Source organism: Candidatus Pelagibacter sp. RS40, assembly GCF_002101295.1.
GTDB lineage: Bacteria > Pseudomonadota > Alphaproteobacteria > Pelagibacterales > Pelagibacteraceae > Pelagibacter.
On the sequence record NZ_CP020778.1, the window covers coordinates 672,727 to 690,864 of the forward strand.

Genomic DNA, 18,138 nt, shown 5'->3' on the forward strand with positions numbered 1-18,138 from the left:
TTAAATGAAATTTAAAAATTTTTATTATTTTACTATTTTTCTATACTTAATATCATCTGGAACCTCATATTCAATAGAGCAACCTGATATTAAAAACTTGATAATTCATAAAGAAAAAAAAATAATTAAAGGAGTTTACTTTTTTGACTCACTTAATAACAAAAAAACTCTAGAAGAGTTTAAGAATAATATAAGTTTAATTAATTTTTGGGCAACTTGGTGTGCGCCTTGCAAGGAGGAAATGCCATCTCTGAATAATATAAAAAATATTTCCGAGTTAAAAAAAATAAATATAATTCCTATTAACATTGGTGAAGAGGAATACGAAAAATCTAAAATTTTTTTTGATGAACTTGGCATAGACAATTTAGAAATATTTAGTGGCCCAAGCGGAGATCTTGCAAAAAAGTTTAAACTAAGAGGTGTACCAACAACTATTATAATAGATAAAGAAGGACATGAGATATCTAGAATACTTGGATCAATCGATTTTTTAGATAAACAATTTTTAGAATGGTTAAAGAGTATAGTTAATTCTTAAAAAAATAAGCTAAACCTACTAAGACAATGATAGCAATGAACTGTAGTAAAACTCTTAATTGCATAAGTTTATTTGAATATTTTTTATCCTCATTTCCTTTAAATAAAGTTTTGATCCCTAATATCAAAACTACTGCTACTGAAATGAGCAAAATGACTGCTACGATTTTTACTAAAATTTCTGAAACCATTATTTGATTGTAGTTTCTTTTTAAAATAAAAAAACATAATTAATTCTCTATGACATTTTGCCTAAATACAACAATTGTAAAACCAGAAGAAGGTGAGGAAATAAAAAATGCAGTTATTTTACTTCATGGTTATGGTGGTGATGGTAAAGACATTAGCATGCTAACTCTGAATTGGAAAAGGTTTTTAAAAAATACAGTATTCTTATGCCCAGATGGTCATGAGTCCTGTCCTATCAATCCAGTAGGTTTTCAGTGGTTTGATTTATCAAAGGATGATGAAAATTATGTTCTCAATGAAGCCCGCAAAGCAGAAAACATTATAAATAAATTTATCGAAGAAATTAAGAGCACATATAATCTTAAAAATTCTCAAATTTGCATTTCTGGTTTTAGCCAAGGATGCATGATGTCATTAAATATTGGACTAACATGCGAAGAAAGTTTTAATTGTGTGGTTGGTTTTTCAGGAAAAATTATTAGTAAGGACGATATATCATTAAGATTAAAATCAAAACCAAAAATTATGCTTATTCATGGAAATTTAGATGAAGTAGTATCTCCAAATTACTTATTAGATGCAAAAGACTTTTTAATTAGAAATAAATTAAATATTCAAACTTTAATGATAGAAAATTGTGGCCATCATATCCCAATTGAAGCATCAAGTGCGGCATTAAATTTTATAAAAAAAAATTTAAAAACATAATAAAATTTTTTAATTAAATATCCTGGATTGAAATAAAAATTTATATAAGATAAACTTTAGTATGGTTTTTAATTCTGATCAAAATCTATCATTAGAAAAATGTCCAGCATTAGTCTTAAATGCTGATTACCGACCTTTAAGTTATTATCCATTATCATTATGGAGTTGGCAAGACTCTATTAAGTCTGTTTTTTTAGATAGAGTTTCAATTGTAAGCTATTATGATCGAACTGTGAGAAGTCCTTCTTACAGTATGAAATTGCCTAGTGTAATAGCTTTGAAATCATTTATTAAACCCCAAGCGAATCCAAATTTTACAAGGTTTAACGTATTTTTAAGAGACAAGTTTAGTTGCCAATATTGTGGAAGTAAAAATGAACTAACCTTTGATCATTTGCTACCAAGGTCTAAAGGTGGAAAAACTGATTGGAATAATGTGGTAACAGCATGTTCGTCATGCAATGTAAAGAAAGGAGGCAGACTACTTAAAAGTTCTGGAATGTCTCTTTTTCAATGGCCGTACGAACCAACTACTGAAGATCTTCATAAAAATGGAAAGAATTTCCCGCCTAACTTTTTGCATAAAAGCTGGATGGATTATTTATACTGGGATGTAGAATTAGAGCCTTAATTATATTTTTTCAGAAATTTTTATTGCAGCTTTAGAACCAGTTTTAATTATTTTGTCCAATACTGAGTATAAACCTTTTTTGGTAGCACCTTTTTCGTATGCAACATCCTTATGGTGAAGTTCATCCTGTCTAAATTTTATAATTTTATTTTTTAACTCTTCTTCATCTGATCCAAGTTGATCAATTTGATCTTTATAATGTCCATCAATTACCTCTTCAACAGATGCAGTGCACAACATGGCAGCTTTTCTTCCTAAAATTGTTGATCCAAAACCCAAACCCACACCCAACAAATCCCAGAGCGGCAATAGTTTTGTTGGAGAAATATCTCTTTTTTTTATCTCGGCTTCGAAATAATTCTTATGCTCTAGTTCATGAACTTTCATTTCTTCAATTGTTTTTTCAAGCTTGCTATCTTTACAGATTGTTTTTAAAGCTAAGAGTTGTCCTTCATAAATCTTTACTGCGCCTCTTTCCCCAGCATGATCTACACGAATGAACTCTTCTATTTTTTTTGAATTAGTTTTTTTCATAAACAAGGGTTCTTACTGAATAAATAAGAATTAATAAAGAGGACAAAAAGTTTAATCCTGTTAGAGATATACCGAATAAAGTAAAAGATATATCTTTACAACTTGGCAATGTCTGATTTAAACTTTTTAATAAATCAGCTTTATCTGTAATATTTAAAGAATTATTACTGCAACCCTTAAATTCCTCAAAAATATTGTTTTCTATACCAAAATGGTATCCAGAAATTATCATACCAACAGCAAATGTTGTTATTAATAAAATCAATACCTCATCTTTTTTTGGAAAATTAAATCCAACAAAACTTACAAAAATTGCTAAAATAAAAGGCACTCTCTGATAAAGACATAATTTACATGGCTGATAATTTAAGTAATATTCTACATACAAGGCATAGATAATTGCAAAAATAGAATATCCTAAAATTACCAAATATAAACTTTTTCTGCTTAAAAAAATATTCATTAACTTATAAAATTTTCTAAAAAATTATATATTAATAAAGCGAAAATAATTATTACAATAGACGCGATTATTGAAACTTTTAATAATTTTTTTTCAATAATTTTACGCATGGCAGCACCAAAATTTCCTATTAAAAAGGCAATTAAAAAAAACCTAGATCCTCTCGTTAAAAAGGAAATAATAATAAAATAAAAAATATTAAAATGCACAAAGCCACTTGTAATTGTTAATAGTTTAAAAGGGATTGGCGTAAACCCTGCAATAGCAAGTAAGGTCATCCATGCGATGACACCTCCCTCACTAGAAACCTTATCTTTTAAAAAAGATGCATTATCAACACCATATAATTCAAATATTTTTAAACCTATTTCGTTAAAAAAAATGTAGCCAATTAGATAACCCAAGCATGCACCCAGTACCGATGATATTGTTGCGATTAGAGCTATTCTGTACCATTCATGTCTTTTCGCTATTGTCATTGGAATGATTAATACATCTGGAGGTATTGGAAAAATAAAACTTTCTATAAATGATATAATAGCTAGAAAAAATTTTGAACTTTTATGAGCAGCTAATTCAATTGATTTCCTGTACAGCTCCTTAAACATATTTTTCTTTTATTATAATAAATGTTTTAATACTATTGTTAAAATCAATGCAGTCTTTAGACTGAGGGCGAATGGCGGAACTGGTAGACGCGTTGGACTCAAAATCCAATAGTAGCAATACTGTGAGAGTTCGATTCTCTCTTTGCCCACCAAAAATTTATGAAAGTAAGTGAAATAAATAATTTATTAGAACTCTTTTTTGAAAGATACAAATTACAAGATAAGAATAGTGTTTTTTTAACACCTCTTAATAATAATCAAAAATCATTTACATGGGAGGAAACAAAAAATAACATTCTAAAACTCTCAAAAGAGATAAGCGATATTAATCAAAAGGGAGATAGATGCTTATTAATTTCTGAAAATAGACCTGAGTGGATGATTTCTGATCTTTCGATAATGTTATCTGGATCAATTACAGTTCCAGCCTACACTACATATGTTGAGAAAGATTATGAATATATTATTAACGATTGCCAGCCAAAAGTTTTGATTGTTTCTAATCAAGATCAATTTTCTAAAATTGAAAACATACTTAAAAATAATACTTCAATTAAAAAAATTATTTCATTCGAAGATCTTAAAATTGACAAAGATAAATATCTTAATTTTAAAAATTTAAATTTAGGTAATAATGTTTCTAACTCACCACCATCTAAAATAGATATTACAAGAAAAGATCCTGCATGTATAATTTACACTTCTGGGACACAAGGAAATCCAAAGGGGGTAATATTAAGTCATGGCGGTGTACTTAATAATTGCGAGGGAGCAATGGAAATATTAGAACCTATTGTTTCTAAAAATTCTAGGTTCTTAACATGGTTACCATTGTCACATTCTTATGAGCATGCAGTTCAATTTGTTCAAATTTGTGTAGGTGCAAAAGTATTCTATGCTGAAAGTATAGAGAAATTAATTAAAAATATGAATGATTGTAAACCACATATAATGACAGCTGTTCCAAGATTTTATCAGAACCTATATCAAAAAATTAATTCGGCTTTTAATAAAGCAACAGGTTTGAAAAAGAAATTAATTTCTAAAATGTTACAAATTGGAAAAAAGAAAATCAATAAACAACCACTTTCATTAATGGATAATTTTTTTGATTTTATACTAGAAACTGTTGTTAGAAGAAAAATAAAGTCTCAGTTTGGAGGAAATCTGAAAGCTTTTGTTTCTGGCGGGGGTCCTTTAGATAAAGATGTTGGAATATTTCTTAACGCAATTGGACTACCAACCTTACAAGGTTATGGATTAACAGAAACCTCTCCAGTAGTGAGCTGCAATCCATTTCATGATATTAGGGTAGAAACCGTAGGACCACCTTTTAGAGGAAATGAGGTAAAAATTGCTCAAGATGGTGAGATATTAGTTAAAGGAGAGAACGTAATGCTTGGCTACTGGAACAATAAAGAGGAGACAGACAAAGTGTTAAAAGACGGTTGGCTACATACAGGAGATATTGGTTTACTTGAGAATGATTACCTCAAGATTACAGACAGAAAGAAAGATATATTGGTTACACCTGGAGGAGATAATATTTCTCCGTTAAAAATTGAAAATGAATTAGTTAATTCAGAATTAATTGATCAAGCAATTGTTTATGGAGACAATAAACCTTATTTGGTCTCAATGTTAGTTCTTAGTGAAGAAAAAAAAAATATTAATGAAGAAGAAATTCAAAAAGAAATAGAAAAAATAAATAAAAACCTTACAAAAGTTGAAAAAATTAAAAAATTTTTTATTTCAGAAGAAAAATTTTCAATTGAAAATGGAATGCAAACACCAACAATGAAGTTAAAAAGATATAAAATAATTAAAAAATTTAAAAATAAATTTGAAAGTCTATATTAATAAAAAATTATATTGTTTATTTATCGCAATTTACTTAACTTTTTTTAAATAAAATTTAAAAAAAAATTTCTAAAGTTAAGTTTTTTTTTAAAACAAATAAAGATTTGACATAACTATTCAAAAAAAATAAAAAAAGGATAACTAAACGAATCAAAAAGATTCGTAAAAAAAAGGGAGCTAAAGATGGCTAAAAGAAGAAAAAAAGCTGCTAAAAAGAAAACTAAGAAAAAAGCTAAGAAAAAAGCTAAAAAGAAAAGAAGAAAATAGTTTAGTATTCTTTTTAATTGATTACGCTTCTCATGGCGCTTGCGTGGGAAGCGTTTTTTTTTATTCCGCTACAGCTTCCTGTGAAATATCTTCTGATGCAGGTTTAGCTTCTACTTTTTGAATTTGTTTCTCCAAGTTTCTTTTGAGAGCTTTATCAAGCTTTTTTTGAGTATCTTCTAGACTAGTACCCATTACGATTTGAAATTCTGTGAGTAACCTGTCGTAAGCTTTTTCAAAAAGTTGTCTCTCACTATATGATTGGTCTATCATCAAATCATCTCCTTTGTTAAGATCTCTTACTACTTCGGCAAGCTCATATATTTTACCTGATGATATTTTTGCTTCGTACTCCTGTGCCCTTCTGCTCCACATTGATCTTTTGATTTTAGGTTTACTTTTTAAAATACTAATACATTTGTTTACTTGATTTATTGTTGCAAGTGGCCTCAAATGCGACTGTTTATTGACTGGGACCATACCACTAGCTTTATCTTTTTCAAATTTTAAAATGTATGTTTCAACATCAATTCCACCGATATTAATCTTTTTGAATTCAGTAATCTGACCAACACCGTGTTTCGGATAAACTACATAATCTTTAACTTTATACTCCCTTTTTTCAGTCTCTTGTTTTTTTACTTTTTTAATTTCTGGTTTTTGCTCATTATTTTTTGGGATCCTTAAAGCTTCATTTTTTACCTGGGCTTTTTCTACTTTTTTTAGTTTAGATAAATTTTTAGATATTTTACTTGTTTTAGTTTTTTTAAGAACTTTTTTAATTTTTGGAATTTTTTTGGTTTTTGCTAATTTTGTTTTTTTTTTAACTACTTTTTTTGTTTTTACTTTAGTTTTTTTATTGGATGTTTTCTTTAAAATATTTTTCAAATTTATCATCTTCGTTTTTAAATTTTTCATGATCCTCTGGGGGATCTTTCTTTTCGTTTATGTTAGGCCAAATTTCAGAGTACTTTGTATTCATTTCAAGCCATTTTTCACTTCCTGGCTCTGTATCTGAAACTATAGCGTCGACTGGACACTCTGGCTCACAAACGCCACAATCTATACACTCATCCGGTTTAATTACAAGCATATTTTTGCCTTCATAAAAACAATCAACTGGACAAACTTCAACACAATCCATCAATTTACACTTAATACATTTTTCATTTACAAGATATGTCATTATAGACTTTGTTTAACTTTTTCTTTGATATCACCTACTACTTTATTATCTAAATACAACAAGCCTGATAAACGTCTCATTAGATTTGTTTCATAAACATCTGCATTTTCATCAGAGTAAATAATCTTCCATAACGCTTCTATTATAATTTTTTTTTCGTCTTCACTTATGTTTTTAACCTTTTTTGTAAAATCTAATATTTGATTTGAGTCTTGTTCTTTTGTTTCAGCTTCTCTAATTATCTCCTCCAAATTTTCATCTTTTGCGCCCATTTCAATTAATGCTTTGATTATTATGTTTTTTTCTTTTTCTGTGTAGTTTTCATCAATTTTTGCTGAATGAATTAATAAAGAGCAAACGGCAATTAAAGAAACATTATTTTCTTTAGTATCCTCATTTTTTTTAAAAAGGTTAAACATTGTCTAAATTAAGTTGCTTCAAAACTTGAAAAGGATTGTCTTTAATTTCTTTATTTTCATTCTTTTTCTTAAATACTTTTTTAGATGGTAAATACTTGAAGTAAAGATCTTTTTGTTTTTCAAAAGTTTTATAATTCATTTTATTTAATAATTTTATAAAATTTTCCTTATTACAACCTAATAAATTTAACATGTCAGGTATCAGTTTTATCTCTGTGTCATTATTTTTATTTTTTGAATTAAAAATCATAAGAAAAAGCCTTTCTAGAATATCAATTCTTACATAAAACTTGTCAAATTTTTCAAATCCACATAAAAGCATAAAATCTCTATTCGATGGTTTGTCTTGCTCCAAAAAGTTTAACCCAAAAGTTGGAGGTTCTAATTGTTCATTTTTTTCATGATAATTTTTCCACAATAGAGTTCTCAAAGAGACTGTGCTTGGTTTAAATAATTTAAATAAAAAAATATGATAACGTCCAAATCTTACTCCTAAATTTCTAAGCTTTTTCCTCTCATTTTGATCAAGCTTTTTAAGATAAGATAAAACATCCTCTCTCTTCACAACCCCATTGTTTTCATATAGGTGATACGCTAAAGCTCTAAGGTCTGAGTTTTTTTCTTGAGTATTTTTTAAATCAACCAAGCTTTTTAATTCTGTATTTATTTTTTTTTGTATCCATCCTTGAATAAATAAATCAAGTTTACCTCTCTCGTCATTTTCAATCATATCGTCTATAAGGAGATTTACTTTTGGATTTAAATAATCTTCACCTGGTAATAATTTAGCTATTTGATTATTTTTCCAATAAATTTTAAAATCTTTTTTTAATTCTATTAATCCAGTGTCAATTATCTGCTTTATTCTTTTGATTATTTCTGGACTTACATTTTGTCTAGCCGCTTTTTTAAGAGACTTTATATCGGCATCTAGAGCATCAACCTTTAAATCTAAATGCAATTTTAAACCTTTTAAATTCCCAATATATTGATTATTAATCATCACTTTTTCATCTTCTATAATTTCAGTGCTAAAAGTGATATCTTGTTTTAACCCTCTAGCAAGCACACTTGCTCTTTTATCAATAAAAGTTTTTGTTAGCTCTTCATGCAATCTATCAGAAAGTTTATCTTCAAGATTTTTTGCTCTTTCGACCCAGTAATCCTGATTTTCTACCCAATTTGCTTTGTTTGAGACGTAAGACCATGTTCTAACATTTGCAATTCTATTTGATATAGAGTCAACATTTCCCTCAATTTTATCTAAGGAAGCTAGCTGTTCTTTCATATATTGATTTGGAATTCTTTTATTTTTACTGGTTAGGAATTTAAAAACTTTACTAATAATTTCTAAATGATTTCCATATGTTTTCTTTACAAAATCAGGAATTTGGCAGCATTCCCATAAAATTTTTAAATCATGTGAATTATCCAGAATTTGAAAGTCAGTTGCATCTTTTAAAAAATATTTTAAGGCTTTTTCATCTTCACATTCATAAATTCTTCTAAGCCATTCTTTATCTGGTTTCTCTTCAAGAGATTTAATTAAATTTAATTTACTACTAAAGTTTAATTTTGAATTCCTCCAAAATATTTGCTGTATTTCAGGAAATTTATGTTGTTCTAATGCTTCAATTTCTTCAGGATTAATCTCACCACATTCACCAGTTATTCCAAAAGATCCATTGTTTAAGTATCTTCCAGCTCGTCCTGCAATTTGCCCTATTTCAGAAATATTAAGTCTTCTTAATTTTTTACCATCAAATTTTTTAATATTTGAAAAAAAAACTTGATCTAAGTCCATATTTATACCCATTCCTATGGCATCAGTTGCAACTAAATAATCTACGTCCCCAGATTGATACAAACTAACTTGAGCATTACGTGTTTTTGGACTAAGTGAACCCATAACAATAGCAGCCCCACCTTTTTGTCTTCTAATGAGCTCAGCAATTGCATAAACTTCCTCAGCTGAAAAAGCTATTACAGCACTTTTTCTCTCTATTCTTGATATTTTTTTATGTCCCCCGAATGAAAGTTTTGAAAATCTTTCTTTATTAATAAATTCAATATCATCACTCAGTTTTTGTAAGATGGGTTTTATTGTATTAGATCCCATTAGCATTGTTAATTTTTCTCCTCGGAGATTTAATAATCTATCTGTAAAAATATGACCCCTTTCATTATCGCTACACATTTGAATTTCATCTACACCCACAAACTCAAGATTTTTATCAATGGGCATTGATTCTACTGTGCAAAGAAAATATTTTGCATTTATTGGGATAATCTTTTCCTCTCCTGTTATTAGAGCCACTTTTGAGGGATCAATTTTTTTTACAATTTTGTCATAGACCTCTCTTGCTAATAATCTCAATGGGAAACCAATCATTCCTGATTCAAAGGAAAGCATAGTTTCTATTGCCAGAAAGGTTTTCCCAGTATTTGTTGGACCAAGAACTGCTGTAACTTTATTTTTTGACATTTCTACTTTTAGTATGATCTTTTTTTTGCCTACTATATTTTGTTACCTGAAAAGAACAAAGATAGTCTAAAACTAGTCCGAATCAGAGGTGAAAAAGTTCTCATTTTAAATTATTATTGGATAAAGTTATCACAATTAATAAAAATTCAATATATTTTTTTCGATGCAGAAAAAATTATGGGAAGCCACCATATCCCAAAAAGAAAACTCAAACTTACGTAGTTTTGAAAAATTTTTAATTAATAAATATAATTTTAAAAGTAATAAAAATTATAAAAAACTTCTTAAATGGAGTTTACAAAACCCAAGTTCTTTCTGGAGTGATATTTGGGACTTTGCAGAAGTTAAAGGGGTTAAATCATTAAAAAACAAATTTCATAAAAAATTTACTAAAAATCAATTTTTAGTAAACTCCAAATTGAATTTTACTGAAAATCTCCTAGTAAAAAACAATAATAAAAAAGCTATTACTTTTATTAGCGAAAATGGTTTTAAAGAAACTAGATCTTGGATTGACCTTAAAAAGAATGCTGAAGATTTAGCTACATTTTTTAAAAAACATAAAATAAAAAAAGGTGACCGTGTTGCTGCATATATGCCAAATCAAATTGAGACAGTTGAGTGTTTCTTAGCAACCGCAGCTATTGGTGCTATCTGGTCATCTTGCTCACCTGATTTTGGAACACCAGGACTAATTGAGAGATTTTCACAAATTAAGCCAAAAATTTTAATTTTAACTGACAGGTATTATTATAATGGAAAAGAAATAAGTATTTTAGAACGATTACCATCAATTGTTCATAAGATAAAGTCCATAAAAGATGTTCTTATATTTTCATACCCTGGAAAAAAATTAACTAAAATTAGTAATTTAAAAAATGTAAATATTTTTACAAAAAAAAATATTGTTCATTCAAAAAATAAAATTTTTAAGTATGAAAAATTTGATTTTAATGATGATTTAGCTATTTTATATTCAAGTGGAACAACAGGAAAACCAAAGTGTATTTGCCACCGAATTGGAGGAGTGTTACTTCAACACTTGAAAGAACACAAACTTCATTGTGAAATTAAGCCAGGAGATAACATATTTTATTTTACTACCTGTGGATGGATGATGTGGAATTGGCTTGTAAGTGCACTGGCTAGCGAAGCTTCGATTGTTTTATTTGATGGTTTTCCAATGCATAAAAATAAAGATCTTTTATTTAAAATAGCTGAAAAAGAAAAAATATCACTATTGGGTGTTAGTGCAAAATTTATTGATCAACTTAAAAAATTAAAATTAAATATTAAGTCTAAATTTAAACTTAAATATCTTAAAACTATATGTTCAACCGGTTCACCATTATCTTCTGAAGGTTTTGAATATATTTATAGAAATGTAAAAAAAAATGTTCATTTGTCTTCTATTTCTGGTGGAACAGATATTGTCTCGTGTTTTGTTTTAGGAAATATATTTTCTCCAGTTTTTAGTGGAGAGATTCAAAATAACGGACTTGGTATGGATGTCGATGTTTACTCAGAAAAAGGAGAATCAATTCTTAATAAAAAGGGTGAACTTGTGTGCAAATCTCCATTTCCATCGATGCCAAACAAGTTTTGGAATGATCCAGGAGGTAAAAAATATCAAAGCGCATACTTCTTAAAATATAAAAATATTTGGTATCATGGAGATTATGCTGAGCGAAAAAAAAATGGAGGCTATATAATTTATGGGCGATCGGACGCTACACTCAATCCCGGGGGGGTTAGACTAGGTACTGCTGAAATATACTCAGTTATAGAAAATTTTAAAGAAGTAAAAGAGTCTATAGTTGTAGGACAAAAATGGGATAACGACGTAAGAATAATTCTCTTCGTTGTTATGAGCAAATCTTCTTATTTAAATGACGATATAATTTTAAGGTTAAAAAAAAGAATAAGAAGTGAGGCATCACCACGACATGTTCCATCAAAAATAATTCAAGTTTCAGATATACCTCGAACAAAGAATGGTAAGATTGTTGAATTAGCAGTAAAAAATACAATTGAAGGAACTAAAATAAAAAATGTCCAAGCCTTAGCAAATCCAAATGTTTTAAATGAGTTTAAAAATCTAAAGCAGCTTAAATTTTAAATTTCTTTTTTATAAATTTTTATTTAATTTTTTCCACACTCCTGAAGCTATGGCAATTTTATTTTTTTTTGATCTCAATTCACAATTCATAAAAACTAATGTATTAGTTACTTTTTGAATTTTAACATCACCTATAATTTCATCACCAATCTTTGAGGAACCAATATATTTAATATCTAATGAAATAGTTACACAGACTTTATTTCCTGCAGATCGATATACTGCTGTACCTGCACCAGCATCAATTATTGATGCAATATATCCACCGTGAGTAATTCCAACTTTATTTATATGATTTTTTTTTATTTTTGTTTTAAATTGATATTTGTCTTTTGTTAAATCTCTGAAAAGTAAACCACCGTTATGTTTCATAAAACCAGGTTTTTTACTTATTTGGTGATAAATTTTACTCATTAAATAAATACACTAATTATAAAAAGAATAACTATTACAATTAAAAAAAAATAAATAACTGATTTTTGAAGCGACAAATTAATTCCTTTCCAATTTTGGTGCGCCTGCTAGGAGTTGAACCCAGAACCTCCTGGTCCGTAGCCAAGCGCTCTATCCAATTGAGCTACAGGCGCGACTTATTAAAGTATTTTAGTTTAATTTTTAATCTATATTTATGATTATTCAAATATTGATTATTTATTTTTGGAAATAATCATCTATTTTAGAAAAAAAGATATATATAATATTTCAAAATGAACTTAGAATTGTTAGTCCCAGATATTGGAGATTTTGATCAAGTAGAAGTAATAGAAGTACTTGTCAAAAAAGGTGATAATTTAAAAAAAAATGATGCAGTAATTACTCTTGAGAGTGATAAATCAAGTGTAGAGGTTCCATCAACAATTGAAGGTTCAATAAAAGATATAATTGTTAAAGTTGGTGATAAAGTTTCAAAAGGAGATGTAATTTTGTCGGTAGTTGGGATTGAAAATAAAGATGAAAAAATACCTCCACTTACTGAAAAAATTATTGAAGAGGCCGAAAATACAATTCAATATAAGGACAATTTAGATCAAATAAAAAAACCTGACCCAATTGAGAATATAAAAAAAAACAATATAGAGTTTGTCTCTAATAAAGATGATATTGATCCTGTAGAAACTAAAGAATGGGTGGAATCACTTACAGCTGTTGTTCAACAAGAAGGATCTGAGAGAGCAAATTTTTTAATTAAGCAACTAATTGACCATGCTTATAGACAGGGTTCAAAAATTCCTTACACCCAAAGCACTCCATATATAAATACAATTCCTCCAGAAGAAGAAACGAAATCTCCCGGTGACCAAAATATTGAGAGAAGGTTAAGATCATTAATTAGATGGAATGCAGCAGCAATGGTTGTCAGAGCTAACAAAAAATTTCCTGAATTAGGTGGCCACATAGGAACTTTTGCATCAGCTGCAACCTTATATGATGTTGGGATGAATCACTTTTGGAGAGCAAAAAGTGATAATTTTGGAGGAGACTTAATCTATTTTCAAGGTCACAGCGCTCCAGGCATGTATGCAAGAGCTTTTCTAGAGGGTAGACTAAACGAAAAACAATTAGACAGTTTTCGACAAGAAGTTAATAAAGGTGGACTGTCTTCATACCCTCACCCTTGGCTAATGCCTAATTTTTGGCAATTCCCAACTGTTTCAATGGGACTAGGTCCTATGCTAGCAATATACCAAGCTCGTTTTATGAAATATCTAATTAATAGAGGTTTAATCAAAGACGAAGGGAGAAAAGTTTGGGCTTTTCTTGGTGATGGTGAAATGGATGAACCAGAATCATTAGGGGCAATTGGTTTAGCAGCTCGAGAAAAATTAGATAACTTAATATTCGTAGTGAATTGTAATCTTCAAAGACTTGACGGACCAGTCAGAGGAAACGGTAAAATTATCCAAGAGCTAGAAGGAATATTTAGAGGTGCAGGCTGGAATGTTATTAAAGTTATCTGGGGATCTTATTGGGACTCTTTATTAGCCAATGATAAATCTGGTCATCTTGTTAAATTAATGAATGAAACTGTTGATGGCGAATATCAGGCATTTAAGGCAAGAGATGGTTTGTATGTAAGAGAGAAATTTTTTGGAAAATTTCCAGAGACTTTTCAAATGGTATCTGCAATGTCAGATAAAGATATTTGGAGACTAAACAGAGGTGGTCATGATCCCCATAAAGTTTATGCAGCTTACGATAAAGCTGTAAAAAATATAGGCAGCCCAACTGTTATTATTGCAAAAACAATAAAAGGATATGGGATGGGTAAATCTGGTGAAAGTGTAAATACTACACATCAACAAAAAAAATTAGATGTTGATGACTTAATGTATTACAGAGATAGGTTTGACGTCCCTTTAAGTGATCAACAGGTTAAAAATATAGAATATTTTAAACCTGACGAAAATTCACCTGAAATAAAATACTTAAAACAGCGCAGATATGACTTAGGAGGCTTTATCCCAGAGAGAACAACTTTTTCTAAACCAATTAAAACGCCAGAAAAAAATATTTTTGACACTATGACAAAATCAACTGGAGAAAAAGAAATGTCCACCACAATGGCATTAGTCAGAATGTTAACAAGTTTATTAAGAGATAAACATGTTGCAAAAAAATTAGTTCCAATAATTCCTGATGAAGCAAGAACGTTTGGAATGGAAGGGTTCTTTCAAAAAATTGGTATCTATGCACACGAAGGCCAAAAATATGAACCAGAAGATGCAGCTCAATTAAGCTCCTATAGAGAGGAAAAAAGTGGTCAAGTGCTAGAGGAAGGTATTAATGAGGCAGGTGCCATGTCTTCATGGATAGCAGCAGGAACATCTTACACAAATCATGATATTGAGATGATCCCAATATATTTATTCTATTCAATGTTTGGATTTCAGAGAACAGGAGATTTTGCTTGGGCAGCCGGAGATAGTCAGGCTAGAGGATTTTTAATTGGTGCTACAGCAGGTAGAACAACTTTAGCTGGTGAAGGTTTGCAGCATCAAGATGGACACAGTCATTTATTGGCTTCCACTATTCCCAACTGTATTTCGTATGACCCAACATTTCATTATGAGTTAGCAGTCATATTTAGAGAAGGCCTTAAAAGAATGCATGAGAATAATGAGAATATTTTTTATTACATAACTACTATGAATGAAAATTACTCTCATCCTGAAATGCCAAAAGGGTGTGAAGATGGAATTTTAAAAGGTATGTATAGGATAAAGGATTTTTCAAAACACAAAAAAAATAAAATTCAACTTCTCGGTTCTGGAGCTATTTTAAGAGAAATGATTTCTGCTGCAGAAATTCTTCAAAATGATTACGAAATAGACAGCGAAATTTGGAGTGTTACTAGTTTTAATGAACTTAGAAGAGATGGATTACAGGTAGAAAGATATAATTTGTTGAACCCTGATAAAGAAAAAAAAATAACCTATCTTGAAAAGTGTCTTGGTAAAACCGAAGGACCTATACTTGCGGCTTCAGATTATATGAGGATGAATTCTGATCAAATCAGACCTTATGTATCGAAAAGCTTTTACTCACTCGGCACAGATGGGTTTGGAAGAAGCGATACGAGAAAAAATTTAAGAAAATTTTTTGAAGTAGATAAAGAACATATAGTTACATATGGATTAAGCATTTTAGCTAATGAGCAATTAATTGCATCAAAATACGTCCAGGATGCAATTAAAAAATATAAAATTGATCAGGCAAAACCAATGCCAACCAAATTATAATGGAAGATAAAAACCTTATAGTTCCAAATATTGGAGAATTCAAAGATGTTGAGGTAATTGAAGTCCTAGTAAATGAAGGTGACTTTATAAACAAAAATGATCCTTTGATCACAATTGAAAGTGATAAATCAAGTGTTGAGATACCCAGTTTACTTTCAGGCAAAATTCAAAAATTAAATGTGAAAATCGGAGATAAAGTATCAGAAGGAAGTTTAATAGCTATTATCGCGTCTGAAGAAGAAAAACAAAAAACAATTAAAAATATTTCTGAAATTAAAAATGAAAATAAAAAAGAAATAAAAGCTACTATTAATATAAATAAAAGTGAAGAGGTAAATATTTCAACAAATAATCAAAACTCAGCAACTCTTGCTAGTCCAAAAGCAAGAAAATTTGCCCGTGAATTAGGAGTAGATGTATCAGAAATTAAGGGGTCAGAGAGATTAGGCAGAGTTGTAGAAAGTGATATTAAAAAATTTGTTGCTGATAGAGTGAGCAAGCCCACTAAGTTTGAAAAGTACGAAAAAAGAGGCGTGATTATAGATGAATATAAACATTCAGAATTTGGAGCTGTAGAGACAAAATATCTTTCCAGGATAAAAAAAATAGCAGCTCCTCATTTAACAAATTCTTGGAATAAAATACCTCATGTAACGAACCACGATGAAGCTGATATAACTGAAATGGAAGAATTCAGGGAGTCTTTAACAGATATTTACACTGGTAAAAAAAAGAAAATAACACCTTTAGCATTCATCATAAAAGCCTTGGTTTCTACCCTAAAAAAGTTTCCAAATTTTAACGCCTCCATAGACAATATTGAGGAAGGAAAAATTACACTTAAAAAATATTTTCATATAGGTATTGCAGTAGATACCTCTAATGGACTTATGGTTCCAAAAATTAGAAATGCTGACATAAAGAATATTGCCCAGCTAGGGGATGAATTAAAAAAAGTAAGCAATGATTGTAGAGAATTAAAAATTAATAAAAAAGAATTTTTTGGAGGATCTATGACAATCACGAGCCTTGGAGGAATAGGAGGATCTTTTTTTACTCCTATAATAAATTTGCCAGAGGTAGCTATTCTCGGTATTGGTAGATCTTATAAGAAACAGATATATATTAATAATAAATTTATGACTAGAACTGTTTTACCTTTATCTTTATCTTATGATCATAGAATAATTGATGGCGCAGAAGCTGCAAGATTTAATAACGAACTAAAGGATAATTTAGGGAAAAATTTTGCTTACAAATTGGCGATTTAATATAAAAGAAAATGATTAAAAATTTCAAATTAAAAAAAAATAATGTTGAAATTTTTTTTGTGAACAGAAAATCAAAAATATATCCCAATATATGGTTGCGTGATCATATCAAAAATACTGAAAATTGGGATTTTCGAACAAACCAAAGAAAGACTTTTACAGCTAATCTGGCGCCAGATTTGAAGGCAGTTAAGGGCAAAATTTTAGAAAATGGAAAACTTTTAAGTATAACTTGGTCAGATTCATCTTCGCCAGCAAAATATTCGCATAAGTTTCTATTGAATAATTCAGAGAAAAAGCAATTAAAGAAAAATATTAAACCGTGGATAGGTCGTGATATCAAAAACCAGATTTATATTGATTATAATAAAATAGACAAAAATAAAAATTTCTTAAACTTGCTAGAGAGTTTACATAAATACGGTTTTGCAGTTATAAAAAATTGTAAGCCAAATCTTAAATCAGTAAAAAAAATTGCTAATAAAATAGGTTACGTAAGAAATTCAATTTTTGGTGGTCTTTGGACATTTGAATCAGATAATAAAAAAGCCGATAGCGCATATTCACAGGAAGAATTAAGACCACATACTGACTCAACATACAGTAATGATGCGCCAGGATTACAATTACTACTTTGTTGTAAGTATAATGCAAAAGGAGGAGCATCAATTATGGTTGATGGTTTATCTATAGCAAGAGAATTAAAAAAAAATCATCAAAAATTATTTAAAACTCTCACTAAAATAAAAGTAAAAGGTAAATATTTAGGGGATGGTGTCGATCTTGAGGCGGAGAGACCAGTTTTTAGATTAAATAATAATAAAGAAATTGTACAAGTCAGTTTTAATAATTATGATAGAGCTCCCATCGAGTTACCATATAAATCAACATTAGAATTTTATAACGCAATTAAAAAATTCGACCAATTAGCTAACAGTAAAAAATATCAGTGGAGACATATATTACGACCAGGAGAACTTTTGATATTTAATAATTGGAGAGTAATGCATGGAAGAGGGTCATTTAGTGGAAAGAGAAAAATGGCTGGCTGTTATATCAATAAGGAAGACTTTGATAGCTGTTGTAGAATGAACAGCATAATTAATTAAATTTAAATCAAA

General features: G+C 29.1%; 17 protein-coding genes and 2 tRNA genes. 9 read left to right on the forward strand and 10 right to left on the reverse strand.

The genetic code is table 11. The features are described 5' to 3' along the window. Positions 1-4 precede the first annotated feature (4 nt). Positions 5-541, forward strand: coding sequence for a TlpA family protein disulfide reductase (locus tag B8063_RS03605; protein ID WP_085069596.1), 537 nt, complete (start codon positions 5-7; stop codon positions 539-541). Here B8063_RS03605 and B8063_RS03610 read toward each other — a convergent pair. Beyond that, a complete protein-coding gene (locus B8063_RS03610; RefSeq protein ID WP_075521758.1) occupies positions 531-731 on the reverse strand; it encodes a twin transmembrane helix small protein in 201 nt (66 codons plus the stop codon). The two genes, B8063_RS03605 and B8063_RS03610, sit on opposite strands and share 11 nt — an antisense overlap. Positions 732-780: 49 nt before the next feature. Here B8063_RS03610 and B8063_RS03615 point away from each other — a divergent pair, with 49 nt between their 5' ends. Together B8063_RS03615 and B8063_RS03620 are read left to right on the forward strand one after the other, a co-directional pair. Then, positions 781-1,437, forward strand: a complete 657-nt coding sequence (locus tag B8063_RS03615) for an alpha/beta hydrolase (protein WP_085069598.1) — start codon at positions 781-783, stop codon at positions 1,435-1,437. A 61-nt stretch (positions 1,438-1,498) separates the two neighbouring features. After that, positions 1,499-2,068: an HNH endonuclease gene (locus B8063_RS03620; protein ID WP_075521760.1), complete on the forward strand. Its 570-nt coding sequence runs from the start codon at positions 1,499-1,501 to the stop codon at positions 2,066-2,068. Here the strand turns inward: B8063_RS03620 and B8063_RS03625 are convergent, their stop codons facing one another. From B8063_RS03625 to B8063_RS03635, 3 genes are read right to left on the reverse strand one after another with little or no spacing between them, the layout of a single operon-like run. Beyond that, entirely contained in the window at positions 2,069-2,602 is a 534-nt protein-coding gene (locus B8063_RS03625; protein ID WP_085069600.1) for a demethoxyubiquinone hydroxylase family protein, read from the reverse strand. Next, positions 2,589-3,065: a disulfide bond formation protein B gene (locus tag B8063_RS03630; protein WP_085069602.1), complete on the reverse strand. Its 477-nt coding sequence runs from the start codon at positions 3,063-3,065 to the stop codon at positions 2,589-2,591. Before B8063_RS03630 ends, B8063_RS03625 begins: the two co-directional genes overlap by 14 nt. Next, positions 3,065-3,673, reverse strand: coding sequence for a YqaA family protein (locus B8063_RS03635; RefSeq protein WP_085069604.1), 609 nt, complete (start codon positions 3,671-3,673; stop codon positions 3,065-3,067). The genes B8063_RS03630 and B8063_RS03635 overlap by 1 nt, the downstream gene beginning before the upstream one ends. Before the next feature lie 65 nt (positions 3,674-3,738). Between B8063_RS03635 and B8063_RS03640 the strand changes: the two genes are divergently transcribed. Both B8063_RS03640 and B8063_RS03645 read left to right on the forward strand, forming a co-directional pair. Continuing rightward, a tRNA-Leu gene (locus B8063_RS03640) sits at positions 3,739-3,825 on the forward strand. Positions 3,826-3,832: 7 nt separating this feature from the next. Beyond that, positions 3,833-5,533 carry an AMP-dependent synthetase/ligase gene (locus tag B8063_RS03645; RefSeq protein WP_085069606.1) on the forward strand — a complete coding sequence of 567 codons (1,701 nt, stop codon included), beginning with the start codon at positions 3,833-3,835 and terminating at the stop codon, positions 5,531-5,533. A gap of 327 nt (positions 5,534-5,860) precedes the next feature. Here the strand turns inward: B8063_RS03645 and B8063_RS03650 are convergent, their stop codons facing one another. From B8063_RS03650 to B8063_RS03665, 4 genes are read right to left on the reverse strand one after another with little or no spacing between them, the layout of a single operon-like run. Next, a complete protein-coding gene (locus B8063_RS03650; RefSeq protein ID WP_085069608.1) occupies positions 5,861-6,715 on the reverse strand; it encodes a CarD family transcriptional regulator in 855 nt (284 codons plus the stop codon). Next, positions 6,654-6,983, reverse strand: a complete 330-nt coding sequence (gene fdxA, locus B8063_RS03655; protein ID WP_075521765.1) for a ferredoxin FdxA — start codon at positions 6,981-6,983, stop codon at positions 6,654-6,656. The genes B8063_RS03650 and fdxA overlap by 62 nt, the downstream gene beginning before the upstream one ends. Beyond that, complete coding sequence (locus tag B8063_RS03660; protein WP_085069610.1) at positions 6,983-7,402, reverse strand: tellurite resistance TerB family protein; 420 nt, start codon at positions 7,400-7,402, stop codon at positions 6,983-6,985. The genes fdxA and B8063_RS03660 overlap by 1 nt, the downstream gene beginning before the upstream one ends. Next, positions 7,395-9,887 carry a helicase-related protein gene (locus tag B8063_RS03665; protein ID WP_085069612.1) on the reverse strand — a complete coding sequence of 831 codons (2,493 nt, stop codon included), beginning with the start codon at positions 9,885-9,887 and terminating at the stop codon, positions 7,395-7,397. The genes B8063_RS03660 and B8063_RS03665 overlap by 8 nt, the downstream gene beginning before the upstream one ends. 163 nt (positions 9,888-10,050) lie before the next feature. Between B8063_RS03665 and B8063_RS03670 the strand changes: the two genes are divergently transcribed. Continuing rightward, positions 10,051-12,006, forward strand: a complete 1,956-nt coding sequence (locus B8063_RS03670; RefSeq protein WP_085069614.1) for an acetoacetate--CoA ligase — start codon at positions 10,051-10,053, stop codon at positions 12,004-12,006. Positions 12,007-12,015: 9 nt separating this feature from the next. On the opposite strand, the gene B8063_RS03675 is transcribed toward B8063_RS03670, so the two are convergent. Both B8063_RS03675 and B8063_RS03680 read right to left on the reverse strand, forming a co-directional pair. Beyond that, positions 12,016-12,420 (reverse strand): PaaI family thioesterase, encoded by a 405-nt coding sequence (locus B8063_RS03675; RefSeq protein ID WP_085069616.1) that lies wholly within the window; start codon positions 12,418-12,420, stop codon positions 12,016-12,018. A 96-nt stretch (positions 12,421-12,516) separates the two neighbouring features. Next, positions 12,517-12,593, reverse strand: a tRNA-Arg gene (locus B8063_RS03680). Positions 12,594-12,713: 120 nt separating this feature from the next. Between B8063_RS03680 and aceE the strand changes: the two genes are divergently transcribed. Genes aceE through B8063_RS03695 form a run of 3 tightly spaced genes read left to right on the forward strand, consistent with a single transcriptional unit; the run spans position 12,714 to position 18,126 of the window. Next, positions 12,714-15,746 (forward strand): pyruvate dehydrogenase (acetyl-transferring), homodimeric type, encoded by a 3,033-nt coding sequence (aceE, locus tag B8063_RS03685; protein ID WP_085069618.1) that lies wholly within the window; start codon positions 12,714-12,716, stop codon positions 15,744-15,746. Then, positions 15,746-17,017 carry a 2-oxo acid dehydrogenase subunit E2 gene (locus tag B8063_RS03690; RefSeq protein WP_085069621.1) on the forward strand — a complete coding sequence of 424 codons (1,272 nt, stop codon included), beginning with the start codon at positions 15,746-15,748 and terminating at the stop codon, positions 17,015-17,017. Before aceE ends, B8063_RS03690 begins: the two co-directional genes overlap by 1 nt. Before the next feature lie 11 nt (positions 17,018-17,028). Continuing rightward, positions 17,029-18,126 (forward strand): TauD/TfdA family dioxygenase, encoded by a 1,098-nt coding sequence (locus B8063_RS03695; protein WP_085069623.1) that lies wholly within the window; start codon positions 17,029-17,031, stop codon positions 18,124-18,126. The last annotated feature ends 12 nt before the right edge of the window (positions 18,127-18,138 follow it).